This window comes from uncultured Methanobrevibacter sp., from assembly GCF_947169325.1.
Lineage (GTDB): Archaea > Methanobacteriota > Methanobacteria > Methanobacteriales > Methanobacteriaceae > Methanocatella.
Window position 1 is genome coordinate 1 of record NZ_CAMVPN010000006.1, and the last position, 12,790, is coordinate 12,790.

13 protein-coding genes and 1 riboswitch are annotated in these 12,790 nt (G+C 37.0%); of the genes, 7 read left to right on the forward strand and 6 right to left on the reverse strand.

Annotated features, from left to right (window positions below):
• Positions 1-168 precede the first annotated feature (168 nt).
• The gene (locus tag Q0W26_RS01665; protein ID WP_298521691.1) at positions 169-1,470 is read right to left on the reverse strand and encodes a TrpB-like pyridoxal phosphate-dependent enzyme; all 1,302 of its coding nucleotides are present in this window, start codon (positions 1,468-1,470) and stop codon (positions 169-171) included.
• Positions 1,471-1,560: 90 nt separating this feature from the next.
• On the opposite strand from Q0W26_RS01665, the gene Q0W26_RS01670 reads away from it, so the two are divergent.
• Both Q0W26_RS01670 and Q0W26_RS01675 read left to right on the forward strand, forming a co-directional pair.
• Positions 1,561-2,589 carry a DUF1786 domain-containing protein gene (locus tag Q0W26_RS01670; RefSeq protein WP_298521692.1) on the forward strand — a complete coding sequence of 343 codons (1,029 nt, stop codon included), beginning with the start codon at positions 1,561-1,563 and terminating at the stop codon, positions 2,587-2,589.
• A gap of 3 nt (positions 2,590-2,592) precedes the next feature.
• On the forward strand, positions 2,593-3,255 hold the full coding sequence (locus Q0W26_RS01675; protein WP_298521694.1) for a PHP domain-containing protein: 663 nt from the start codon (positions 2,593-2,595) through the stop codon (positions 3,253-3,255).
• A 6-nt stretch (positions 3,256-3,261) separates the two neighbouring features.
• Here the strand turns inward: Q0W26_RS01675 and albA are convergent, their stop codons facing one another.
• Both albA and Q0W26_RS01685 read right to left on the reverse strand, forming a co-directional pair.
• Positions 3,262-3,537, reverse strand: coding sequence for a DNA-binding protein Alba (albA, locus tag Q0W26_RS01680; RefSeq protein WP_298521695.1), 276 nt, complete (start codon positions 3,535-3,537; stop codon positions 3,262-3,264).
• A gap of 196 nt (positions 3,538-3,733) precedes the next feature.
• A complete protein-coding gene (locus Q0W26_RS01685) occupies positions 3,734-5,272 on the reverse strand; it encodes a 2-isopropylmalate synthase (RefSeq protein ID WP_298521696.1) in 1,539 nt (512 codons plus the stop codon).
• A gap of 72 nt (positions 5,273-5,344) precedes the next feature.
• Between Q0W26_RS01685 and Q0W26_RS01690 the strand changes: the two genes are divergently transcribed.
• Positions 5,345-6,058 (forward strand): sugar phosphate isomerase/epimerase family protein, encoded by a 714-nt coding sequence (locus Q0W26_RS01690; RefSeq protein ID WP_342765325.1) that lies wholly within the window; start codon positions 5,345-5,347, stop codon positions 6,056-6,058.
• A gap of 73 nt (positions 6,059-6,131) precedes the next feature.
• Here the strand turns inward: Q0W26_RS01690 and Q0W26_RS01695 are convergent, their stop codons facing one another.
• The gene (locus Q0W26_RS01695; RefSeq protein ID WP_298521698.1) at positions 6,132-6,926 is read right to left on the reverse strand and encodes an HAD family hydrolase; all 795 of its coding nucleotides are present in this window, start codon (positions 6,924-6,926) and stop codon (positions 6,132-6,134) included.
• Between the two features lie 124 nt (positions 6,927-7,050).
• On the opposite strand from Q0W26_RS01695, the gene gatA reads away from it, so the two are divergent.
• From gatA to Q0W26_RS01710, 3 genes are all read left to right on the forward strand, one after another.
• Positions 7,051-8,421, forward strand: coding sequence for an Asp-tRNA(Asn)/Glu-tRNA(Gln) amidotransferase subunit GatA (gatA, locus tag Q0W26_RS01700; RefSeq protein ID WP_298521699.1), 1,371 nt, complete (start codon positions 7,051-7,053; stop codon positions 8,419-8,421).
• Positions 8,422-8,493: 72 nt separating this feature from the next.
• Positions 8,494-9,987 carry a DJ-1/PfpI family protein gene (locus Q0W26_RS01705; RefSeq protein ID WP_298521700.1) on the forward strand — a complete coding sequence of 498 codons (1,494 nt, stop codon included), beginning with the start codon at positions 8,494-8,496 and terminating at the stop codon, positions 9,985-9,987.
• The gene (locus tag Q0W26_RS01710) at positions 9,988-10,404 is read left to right on the forward strand and encodes a hypothetical protein (RefSeq protein WP_298521701.1); all 417 of its coding nucleotides are present in this window, start codon (positions 9,988-9,990) and stop codon (positions 10,402-10,404) included. It begins immediately after the preceding gene.
• Here Q0W26_RS01710 and ribB read toward each other — a convergent pair whose 3' ends face one another.
• Complete coding sequence (ribB, locus tag Q0W26_RS01715; protein ID WP_298521702.1) at positions 10,405-11,088, reverse strand: 3,4-dihydroxy-2-butanone-4-phosphate synthase; 684 nt, start codon at positions 11,086-11,088, stop codon at positions 10,405-10,407.
• A gap of 51 nt (positions 11,089-11,139) precedes the next feature.
• Positions 11,140-11,272, reverse strand: a riboswitch (FMN riboswitch).
• Positions 11,273-11,504: 232 nt separating this feature from the next.
• Between ribB and Q0W26_RS01720 the strand changes: the two genes are divergently transcribed.
• Entirely contained in the window at positions 11,505-12,368 is an 864-nt protein-coding gene (locus tag Q0W26_RS01720; protein WP_298521703.1) for a hypothetical protein, read from the forward strand.
• On the opposite strand, the gene Q0W26_RS01725 is transcribed toward Q0W26_RS01720, so the two are convergent.
• Positions 12,365-12,739, reverse strand: coding sequence for a DUF120 domain-containing protein (locus tag Q0W26_RS01725; protein WP_298521704.1), 375 nt, complete (start codon positions 12,737-12,739; stop codon positions 12,365-12,367). The two genes, Q0W26_RS01720 and Q0W26_RS01725, sit on opposite strands and share 4 nt — an antisense overlap.
• Positions 12,740-12,790: the final 51 nt, after the last annotated feature.

Genomic DNA, 12,790 nt, shown 5'->3' on the forward strand with positions numbered 1-12,790 from the left:
AACTTTTAACAAATAAGTTATATTTTATAACTTCTTCCTTATAAATTATTTGTTTTCACATCTAACTTAACACTTATTTGTTAACATTAATAAGTTATAAGTTATAACTAAATAAAAATTATAAGTTATAAGTTATAAGTAAAAAAATCTAAAAAAAATAAAGAAGGATTATTTTGCGTTTTGCATAGTTCCTTCAAAATAGCTAGCATATCCTTTCAAGTCCAACATTCCATGGCCTGAGAAGTTCAATACAATGGTTTTTTCTTCACCAGTTTCTTTACATTTTAAAGCTTCATCAATAGCAACTTTAATAGCATGAGTAGTCTCAGGAGCAGGAACAATACCTTGATTACGTGCGAAAGTAATGCCTGCTTCAAAACAATCAACTTGATGAGCAGTTCTAGGTTCAATTAAACCTTCTTTAGTTAAAAGAGAAACAATAGGTGACATACCATGATATCTTAAACCACCAGCATGAACACTAGGAGCTACAAAGTCATGACCTAAAGTAAACATTTTAAGCATTGGTGTAAATCCACTTATATCTCCGAAATCATATTCATATTTACCTTGTGTTAATGTAGGGCAAGCGCTAGGTTCAACAGCGATAAATTGAGTATCTGAATTTCCATCGATTTTATCTTTAATGAATGGGAATAGAGATCCTGCTAAATTACTTCCACCACCTGCACAAGCAATCATCACGTCAGGCTCTTCTTCAGCGATTTCAAGTTGAGTTTTTAATTCCTGACCTATAACAGTCTGGTGTAACATTACATGGTTTAAAACACTACCTAATGAATATTTAACTTCTTCATTTTCTAGAGCTTCTTCCATTGCTTCAGAAATAGCTACTCCCAAAGAACCAGGATGATCTGGATTTTCTGCTAAAATGCCACGGCCGACTTTAGTATTTTCACTAGGAGAAGCAAAAACATTGCTGTCATAAATGCTCATGATATTTTTCCTGTCAGGCTTTTGGTTAAATGAAACTTTAACCATATATACGGTACAATCTATGCCTAGCAAATTACATGCTAAAGATAATGCAGTACCCCATTGGCCAGCGCCAGTTTCTGTAGTCAATCTTTCAACACCTTCCTTTTTAGCGAAATATGCTTGAGGTATAGCAGAATTCAATTTATGGGAACCTGTTGGAGAAGAATCTTCCCTTTTAAAGAAAATCTTAGCAGGAGTATTTAAAAATTCTTCTAGTTTGTTGGCTCTGACTAAAGGAGAAGGTCTGCCCATTTCCATATATAATTCCCTAACTTCCTTTGGGATTGAAATATAGCGATCAGTAGCAAATTCTTGTTCTAAAGCAGCTTTTGTAAAAGCAAGTTGTAAAGATGAAATTTGATCCTTTCCTTCACTGTTTTTTGGAGCAGGAAGTTCTGCAGGCAAGTCTGCAAGCATATTGTACCATTTTTTAGGCACTTCATCTGATGATAATTCAATTTTATAAGTCATGATAATAAGTAGTATAATGTACTATTTAAATCTTTGTTGTACAAAAATGTACACTGCAATTATTAATATCATAAAAAACAATCATTAATCATGAGAATTTTAGCTATAGATGTCGGAACTGGAACACAGGATATAATGATTTACGATACTGAAAAGGAACTTGAAAACTCAATAAAGCTTGTTCTGCCTTCACCTCACCTATACATATCACAGCAGATTAGGGAAATTGAAAATGACATATACCTCCAGGGAGAAATCATGGGCGGAGGAAAGATAAAAAACACCCTTTTGCAACATATAGAAAAAGGCTATAAGGTAGTGATGGAGCCTACATGTGCAAAGACAATCAGAGACAACCTTGAACAGGTAAAATCATTCGGAATTGAAATTGCTGATGAAAATGAAGACTATAAGGATTACACAAAAATAACTTTGGGCGACATTAACATCACAAAACTCTCAGAATTCCTGCTGGGCTATGATCTGGAATTCGACTTTGACGAAATCGCAATCGCCGTTCAGGATCACGGATACAATGAAAACATGGGCGACAGGGATTTCAGATTTGAAAAAATCAGGGAAAAAATATCCGAACCAATATCTCCATTGGAATTTGGATTTAAAGAAGACCTGCCCGAATACTACACAAGAATGCAGGCTGTAAGGAGAATCATTAAAAGTGAAGGAATAGAGGATGTTCCATTGCTGATGGATACAAAATTCGCATCAATAGCCGGAATGTGCTATGATGAAATAGCTAAAAATCTTAAAAGTTTTATCGTGATTGACATCGGAAACGGACACACTACCGCAGCATCAATAGAGGACGGAAAAATTCAGGGAGTCTTTGAACACCACACTTCAAGCCTTACAGGAGAGTCACTGGAAAGATACATGAAAAGGCTGGCTTCAGGAGAAATCACAAATGAAGAGGTCTACAATGACCACGGCCATGGAGCCCACGTGCTAAATCCGATATCTGAAATTGAAAAAGTCATTGCAAGCGGCCCAAAAAGAGAGCTTATAGAAAAAACCAATCTCGACTGGCATCATGCATGTCCTGGAGGCGACGTCATGATGACAGGAACAATCGGACTGATTAAAACAATTCAAGGATAGATAATGATGCTTAAGATGGATTCCCATATTCACAGCGAATATTCTCCAGACTCAAATTCCAAAATTGACGATATTTTAAAAATTGCCGAAAAGAAAAACATTGATGTGATTGCAATCAGCGATCACAATACCGTCGATGGAACAGGCGAAGTTATTAAAAAAACAAGGGATACAGATATACTTGCCATTCCATCTATAGAAATTTCTTCAGCACAAGGGCATATCCTTGGTTTTGGGTGTGAGGAAACAGTACCTAGAGACTTATCACCACAGGATACCATAGACAGAATCCATGATTTAGGGGGTCTTGCAATAATCCCCCATCCGTATTGTTTCTACAGGCATGGACTTCTTCATAAGTGTGACCATAATGATTTAAAAATTGATGCAATCGAGACAAAAAATGCAAGATTCATTGTAGGATACTGCAATAACAAGGCAAAAAATTTGTCAAAATCTGAAAATCTTCCTGGTTTGGGTGCAAGCGATGCACATTACTACAAGTTCGTCGGCGATTGCTTTAGCATGGTTGAAGCGGAAAAGGATATTGACAGCATACTAAAAGCAATCAAGAAAAATAAAATTGAGGCCCATGGAAAGGGTACATCCAATATTTTGCTTTCAAAATATCTCTTTGAAAAAAATGTTTTAAAGAAATTTGATTAAAAAGAGTTATTCACCCTTTTCAATTAAAATTTCAATAATAGACACATTGGTCTTTTCTTTGTTAAAGTTTTCAATTTCTTCGGTAGAAATTTGAATGTCTTTAACTTCTGAACCAGGTACAAACCTATTTCTTACTATTTCAGCAGCATCCACAGCACGGCTGATTGCTTTCCCTCTAGCTCTAAGAATTACACTATCGGAACCATTATTGAACTGAGTAACGACTGCTAAAACATAATTCATAACAGGCTTACTACCTACAAAAATTGTATTTGTTTCCATGTAAATCTCACCATATTAAAATAAGTAAAAACGTGTATATAAAATTTTACATCAAATTATGATAAATAATATTAAACAAAAAATATATAAAACTATAAAATATTAAACAAACAAAAAGTAAATAAAATCAAAAATTAATAAAAAACAATAAATTAAAAATAATTAAAAAAATTAAAAAAAAGTAGAACATGTCAAATTATTGTGCTCTTTGAATTAACAATAATTTATTGATGGAGTCAAGTACTGCTAAAATACTTGCCATAACTATGTCCTGATTTGTTGATCTTCCTGTGGATTTGTTGCCATGTGAATCCGAACTGATAACGAAAACCTCTGCAAGAGCATCTGTACCGCCTGTAATGGCTTCCAGATTATATTCTTCAAGTTCAATATCCATAGTATCCTGAATCAAAAATCTGATTGCATTCAGTGCTGCATCAACAGGACCGACACCAGTGCTTGCTGTTTCCTTTTCCTCACCATCGATTTCTAATTTGACGGTTGCTGTTGGTGAGACTCCTCCACCTGAAGACAGCCCCAATCCTTTAAGAACAATAGGTGTTTCACGAGCTGAGGAAAGCTCAGTAATAGCAATAGCAATCAAATCATCATCAGTAACGCATTTACCGCTGTCGCCCAATGATTTTATTTCATCGAATACCTTGCAGAATTGGTCTTCATCCAAATCAATGTGATAATCCTTAAGTTTTGATTTCAATGCATTGGCTCCGGTATGCTTTCCTAAAACAATTCGCCTTGAATGGCCAACCATTTCAGGTGACATAGGCTCATAGGTAGATGAATTGTTAAGGATTCCATGAACATGAATTCCGGATTCATGGGCAAATGCATTGTCGCCTACTATAGGTTTGTTGACAGGCATCTTCACCCCTGTCAGACGGCCAACGAGATTTGACAGACTGTACAGTCTGGTGGTGTCAAGACCCAAATCAATGCCGTAAGCAACCTTCAATGTTACGACAAGTTCCTCCAAAGAGCAGTTTCCGGTTCTCTCACCCAATCCATTGATGGTGACATGGGCTTGGTTTGCACCGCACTCTATGGCGGTCAGAGTATTAGCAGTGGCAAGTCCAAAATCATTGTGGAAATGAACGCTGATTGGTGTTTTAAAATTGTTTTTAATGTCACTGATCAGTTCATGGGTAACGGTTGGTGTCAAAACACCGACAGTATCGGGAATGTCTAAAAAGTCAGCGCCGGCATCTACGACATCTCTGAATACTTCAAAGAGAAAATCCCTTTCAGTTCTTGTTGCGTCTTCTGCTGAAAATTCAACTGTAAGCCCGTGATCCTTTGCATATTCCACGGCTGAAACTGCGGTTTCTATAATCTTTTCCCTGCTCATCTTAAGCTTATAATCGCGATGCAGTGGGGAAGTGCCTATGAATGTATGGACATATTCAAGGTCGGCATCAAGAACGGCATCGACATCACCTGTAAGTGAACGTGACAAACCCACCAGTGTGGATTCCAAATCCATGGATTTGATTTTCTTTGCAGATTGTATCTCACCTTTGGAAGAAGCGGGAAATCCAACTTCAATCTTATCCACACCCAAATTGTTCAGCTTTTGGGCAATTTGAATTTTCTCATCAACCGTAAGAGCAACACCTGGTGTCTGCTCGCCGTCCCTTAATGTTGTATCGAAAATATAGATCTTATCGGCAATGTTCATATTTTCGCTTTTGAGTTTTTCCATAGTTTCCATAATCATTACTTCCCTTTGATGGTAATTTAAAAAAGAAAGTTAATAAGTTTATGTATTTTAAAAAATTAATATATGATTATGAAACTGGGATTTACTACACTGGCTTTATTCATGCAACCTAACAATGACATCATCGATTTAGCTAAAAAACACGAATTTGAAATGATAGAAATACTAGGTGAAGGCCCCTTTTTTGAAAAGGAAAATCTGGAATACAACGACTGCGGACTGGATGTGAGAATACATGCCGCAACAGTCGACATTAACATTGCAAGCCTGAACAGGGGAATCCGAAATGAAAGCATTAAGCAGATGATTGAATGCGGCAGATATGCTGAAAAAATCGGCGCAAAGACAATAACCGTCCATCCTGGAATAATCGGCAGGAACGAACCACGGTTGAGGAAATGGGCACTGGAAATTGCATGTGAAAGCGTCGGCGAAATCATCGATAACACCAATGTTGAAATTTCAGTCGAAAACATGCCGGTTCGAGGCAAATTCCTGGCAAATACTGTTGAGGAAATAGAAATAATTCAGCAGGCCACAGGTTGCAGCCTTACAATAGATACCGGTCACGGAAACACCTGCGGAAACCTTGAAGAGATGCTTGAGCTGAAAAACATCAGCTATTGTCATTTGAATGACAATGACGGTGTGAAAGACCAGCACATTACCTTAGGTGAAGGCACACTGGACTTGAATCTGCTTAAAAAGATTGATATAGGAATAATTGAGCTCAACAACTTCGACAACGTCCTTAAAAGCAAGAAAGTCATTGAAAACTTATAACTTATTCATTATTTTTTTATAAGTTATTAGTTATAAGTTATAACTTATAAGTTATTAGAGCCAAAAAAATAAACTAAAAGTCTATCATTGTGACGTCAAAAATGTCTTCAATGACATAATCTGTCTTGTCCATCATTTTTGGAGATACTTCTTCCTGCTGCTCTATTGTAAGGACACTGACATCGGCTTTTTTAAATGCCAATATATCATTGAGACCGTCACCGACCATCATTACCTTATAGCCGCCGTCCTTGAGGATAGATACGACTTCACATTTTCCCCTGGTTGAAACGCTTCCAAAGGCATTGTCTTCGGGAACGTCAAGCATATTGGCCAGCCTGTTGATTGCTCCTTTTCTGTCACCTGATGCAATAAATATTTCAATTCCCCTGGACTTCAAGGTTTCAACTGTTTCAAAGACCTTCGGGAAAAATCGGCCCGCTGAAGTGATGGTGTATGCAACAGTGCCCAAATCCATGTCAACTATCAGTGCGGATCCGTTGCAAAGCTCCATGTGGGAAATCTTTTCGCGCAGAATGTCGAATCCATCGGTGATGTCGGAAATTGTGGTTGATGTTTCATTGTCTAAAATATCCTTGACTTCGGCTTTAGAAACCTGCTTTGTGGAAAAGCTGATGTCAAAATCGATGTTATACTCCTTAATAATATCTGAGATAAGAATGTTCTGATCCAACTTTAACAATTTGTTTGTATTGAATTGAAGCACAACCAAAGCCAGCGAGTCAGCTGAGGCAATCAGATCCAAAGAGTTAATGTCAGTGAAAATGTTGCCGTTTAAGACATCCTTAATGACTCTGTATCGTTCTATCAATGTTCCTGAGTTATCAAACACGACAGCCTTTTTCATGTTGAATATTATATTCATATTTATTTATAAATTTAATTTAAAAAATCTCGATACAATAAATTAAATATATAAACCTTGAAAAATAGAATAATAATATTATAATTTACGATTATTAGGTGTTTTAATGAACGTTATTGAAAAGTTAAACTCCATTAAAAGTGGAGAAATTAAAGCTAAAGAAAATGTAGAAAGCTTCATTAAAGTTATCGATGAAAATAACGAAACCATTAATGCATTCATTGAATTAAACTATGAAAATGCATTAAAACAAGCAGAAGCTATTGATGAAAAAATAGCCAACGGTGAAGAAGTTGGTGCTTTAGCTGGTTTGGTATTCGGTATAAAAGCAAACATCAATGTTGAAGACATGATTATATCCGCAGCTTCCAAGACATTAGAAGACTATATAGGAAGCTACAACGCAACTGTCGTTGATGAAATATTGGCTGAAGACGGAATAATCATCGGTATTTTGAATATGGACGAATTTGCAGCAGGCAGTTCAACCGAAACCTCCTATTACGGACCTACCCAAAACCCAGCGGCAATGGGCAGAATTCCTGGAGGTTCATCCGGAGGATGCGCAGCGGCAATTGCGGCCGAAATGTGTGATATTGCAATCGGATCAGACACCGGAGGATCAATCAGAAACCCTGCTTCACACTGTGGAGTAGTCGGATTCAAACCTACATACGGTGCCGTGTCAAGACAGGGACTTCTCGACCTGTCCATGAGTCTGGACCAGATTGGACCTTTAGCAAATGACGTCAGCGGTATTGCAGTCGCATTGAATACAATTGCAAAATATGATGAAACCGAATGCACAACCTTGAACTGGGACAAGCCTGATTTTACAGAAGTGCTTGAAGACACCAGTCTGGAAGGAATGAAAATTGCTGTATGTAAGGAATTCATTGACGTCACCGATGAGGAAATCAACAAGACCGTGAACAAGGCCATCAACAAGCTGGTTGATGCCGGCGCCGAACTTGTTGAAGTTAGCTTTGACTATATCGATTTGTGCCTTCCTACATACTACCTGATTAACTATGTGGAATTCTTCTCAGCAACCAGAAAATACGATGGAAGAGACTACGGATCAAGAATCGAAGAGGTATGCGGAGACGAAGTATTGAGAAGAATCAAAATCGGTTCACATATTGCAGAAGCCGAATTCAGTGGTAAATACTACAAGCAAGCACTTAAGGCAAGATCTGTAATCAGGGGAGAAATCACTTCAATGCTTGAAAACGTTGACATGATTGTAGGACCTACAGTTCCAAAACTTCCTCACGAGATAGGAACTGAATTGGAACCTATGGAAATGTATGCCTACGACATTTTAACAGTAATCGCTAACCTGGCAGGTATTCCTGCAGCAAGCATCAAGGCAGGTGAAGTCGAAGGCATTCCTGTAGGATTGCAAATCCAAGCAAAACCTTTGGATGATTTAAAAATTATCAAAGCTTTGAGCGTATTCGAAAACGCTCAATAATTACTTTTTTTTACACTTGAAATTTACCTTTAAATATCACCTTAAATATACTATTACCAAGAGGTTATTCTTATGACAAAAATCGGACTTGCTTACGTCAGCGGGGCAGTTCCAGGATTTGAAGATTTTGGAAACCTGCCGACAGACATTGTAAAAGAAAACGGATTAGTCAATGGTAACAGGGCTTCAGAAGAACTGGATGCCTTAATAATTCCTGGCGGAACCTTGATTGAGTCAAACGACATTAACATGGACTTGAACACCGAAATCAAAAAAATGGCCCGTGACGGGAAGCCAATCATAGGAATCTGTGCCGGCTTTCAGCTGCTATCAAACCAGATTGACATCGGCAGAAAATCGCCTGTGCCAATAGTCAAGGAAGGCCTTGGACTGATAGATGTGAACTTTTCCCCGTTGATTACAAGTGACCGGGTAAAGGCAAAAGTTTTCGACAACTCATTTTTGGTTAAAAACCAGACAGAAGACGTCACCGGATTTCATACACATACCTACGGTAAAGTGGAAGGGGATGCCAAGCCTCTGTTCTATTCACAGGTCCAGAGAATGAACTACGGTGATACAAACAAAAAGGGCGAATACAACATCTTTTCCGGAGCGTGCAATGACGACGGTAATGTTATAGGCACCATGATTCATGGAATCCTTGATGAAAATCCGATTATTGTAGAAAATTTAAGAGAACAAATAGATATACAGGACCTCGATGACATTTACAATAGAAACATGCAAGTCAAAAAATTCCTTCAAAGCGAAGTGGGAATCAACACCAACATGAAAATACCAGAAATCGAGCACAACAAAAAGCCAAAATACCTGATGATTGGAAGCAACGGTTCCGATTCCGGCAAAACATTCATCATCACAGGACTTGCCGGAGCATTAAGAAAAAGGGGATATAAAGTTGCCCTTTTAAAAGTGGGGCCTGATGTGCGCGACATCATCCCAGGATTATATTTGACAAAGGGAAAGATGGAGGATTTTGCTTCAGTGAAAATCGGGCACCTGGGTTGGGCCGACATAGAATCTACAGTCGCGAAACTCAACTCATCCGACTATGACATCGTGCTTATTGAAGGTGTCATGAGCGTGTTCACCGGCCTTTTAAACGAAACCGTGCCGTATTCAGCTGCAGAGATTGCAATGTCCTCAAACATTCCGATGATATTGGCTACAGGGGTCAACAAGGGTGGAATCGAATCAGCGGCCATCGACATCGTTTCACATGCAAATATGCTTGAAAAGTTCGGGGTGTCAGTAGAAGCCGTTTTGCTCAATAAAGTATACAATGACGATATATTCGACAATGTGGTGCCGTACATTAGAAACAACGCCAGCGTCGATAAGGTATTGAAGCTCCCTAAACTGAAATCAGCGGACATGAGAGGATTCATTCCTGAAGTCGAAATCAGATATGAGCTTTTCACAAGCCATTCCATGGACCTGATTGAAAACAACCTGAACATTGATGAAATAATAGCTATGGCCCATGAAGTCGAATTTGAAAAAATCTATTCATTTGAAGAAATTAAAAGCAAAGTGATTTAAATGGCACTTAATCTAAGCCCTGAAACAGGCGTTAAACTGACAAAAAAAGATCGTGCACATGTACTTAAAAAAATGAAGCAAGGCTGGAAGGCAACCTGTCTGATACCGGATTACGTGTTTGATGAAAACGGAGACATTCAAATAGGTTCCGACATTAACAGACGCATTGTCAAAACAGTCAGATTCAAGGATGACGGAATTCATATCGAAAAGGCTTTGAAAAGTAAAACACTAAGGATTCCATGGCATAAGATAATAGCCATCAATCAGTCAAAAGAAGTAAAGGACGGTATGGAAATACAGATGAACGACGGCAAATACGTCGCCTTCAGCATTTACAATTCATATAAGATAAAACAGATTACAGAATTTATTGCAAATTATATTGTAGATAAGAAAAAGAATAATTTAGGATAATTATTCTTTTAAATATTCATTTATGATGTCTTCGCCTCTAAGCAGGACTAAACCGTTTTCTTCTGCATATTTGCGAGCATCAGCAATGGATGTAGCTTTACCAGTTTCACCATCCATCATTTCACATACTACACAAACCGGAGTGACTCCTGCAAGTTCACACAAGGCAAGACCTATTTCAGTGTGTCCCTGTCTGTTTTTAACAAGACCATCTGCTCCTCTTAAAAGACATACATGACCTGGAGATCTGAATGTTGCTCCAAATTCATCGAATCTTTCCTCTTTCATCATCAAAGCCATTTCACTGATTGTCATTGCTCTGTCATGGTCAGTGATTCCTGTAAAAGACTTTCTGTGGTTTGTCCAAATTGAAAATGAGGATCTTTCATCGTATGGAATGTCAGTCGGTGCGAGTTCTGCGAGCTCCGGATATTTTTCTGTTGCCGCTTTCATGATGTCGACCATGAAAGGCAAATGAATTGCATCGCAAAAATCAGCGTGTAAACAGTTGCAGATTAATCCGCCTGCATCATTTCTCATTGTTGCAATTGATTTGGGGGTCACGAATTCGGAAGCGATAATCATGTCGACTTCCCCTTCCCTGTCATCATCGTCAAAAACAAGTACGAATTCACCATTTCTAATAGCTTCTAGAGCCTTATCTAAATTTGTTTCTTGATTCATAGTAACATCTCCTTATTTACTAGAACCAGGGCTAAAAATAACTAAATAACTATTTCTTCTCTTCCATCCGGACTATCACCGTCGGTTTTGGAATCTCACCAAATCAACACGTTTTTGTGCTCGTGGACTTATTTTATTAAAAATCACCACCGGTAGGGAATTGCACCACACCCTGAGAACGTATTTTCTAATTTTATTTAACATGTATAAAATACTTTTTGGTGGAAAATATTTTCACATCGCTATTGTCCTGACAATGTAAAATTGCTTTAGGTCTGTAAAATTGCCCCAATAATATAAAATTGTTATGACCTTAAAAAATTGTTTTAAGAGTGTAAAATTGTTCTAATAAAAAACAAAGCAATTTAAATACTATAAAGTATAAAATAAGAGTAAATATTAAAAAAAGTGATAATATGGCAACAAAACAAGAAGATTTACTTTTTAAAGATGTCGGCGAAGAAGAAGTAGACGTGTTTTTAAAAAGAATCAAAATTAAATCTAAGAAAAAAAAGTTAAATCCAACAGAAATACGCTATATTGACCCAACAGCACTAATCGCAGACCTAATAATTGAATTAGACAATACTATTTTAATTATTGAATTTCAAAGTACTAATGTGGATATTGATGATAAAGACAGGTTTTTAGCGTATCTGTCAATGGTAAACTACAAAAAGAAAAGTAATAAAAAAGTTAAATTAGTGGTAATCAGCACTGCTGAAGAAAGCAAAAAAATCATTCACATACTTGAAGGTAGTGTTAAATTCACATTCGACATCTACTCCCTGATGGAAGAAGATGGGGACAATGTTATAAATAACATTGAAACTAAATTAGAAAATAACAAAGATTTTACTGATGAGGAATTAATTGATTTGTCACTAGTTCCTTTAATGGGTAGTGAAAATACCCAAGAACAACAAATCGAAAAATCAGTTGAATTGATATTATCAATTGACTTAGAAAAAAATAAAGTAAAAAATCTTGTAAAAAGTATTGCTTATTTACTCACAGACAAATTTCTAGAAGACGGAGACAAAAAAACAGCTATATGTGATGCATTAGGTGGAAAAATGAGTGCTATATACGATTACGGCCAAAGACGTGAAGAAGAAGGTATCGAAATAGGAAAAGAAGAAGGAATTGAAATAGGAAAAAAAGAAGGAAACAAAAAAATGGCAAAATATATGATTAAAAATGGTGAAACCAACGAAGAAATACAAAAAGAAACAGAATTGAGTTTAGAAGAAATAGAAAAAATCAGAAAAGAAATCTAAAATTCCAAAGATACTGTATCACCATCTTTTAGATCCAATTCTTCCCTTAATTTATTTTCTGCAATGAATTCCAAATAATTCTCTTCATGAGTAGTTTTTGCAGGAAACACAATCGCACCTTTAACCTTATCATTCAATATGGCTTCGATGTATTTTACCGCACCGAATTCTGTGTCGGGCTTTATGAGATTTTGACATTGATCTTTAATTTCATTGATTTCATCCAAATGTTCATCACTGATGATAACGTTCAGTGTTCCTGGATATGGAACGAAGCCCAGATTTTTTTCAAATTCCCTAGTGTAAAAGTCCTGTGAGAGGAAATACGCAGCTTTCCCCAAACCGGTTGTAACTTCACCATCAATTTTCATGAAATAACCTCTAATTAAATTAACAGATGTCTGATGTTAATATATAAATTT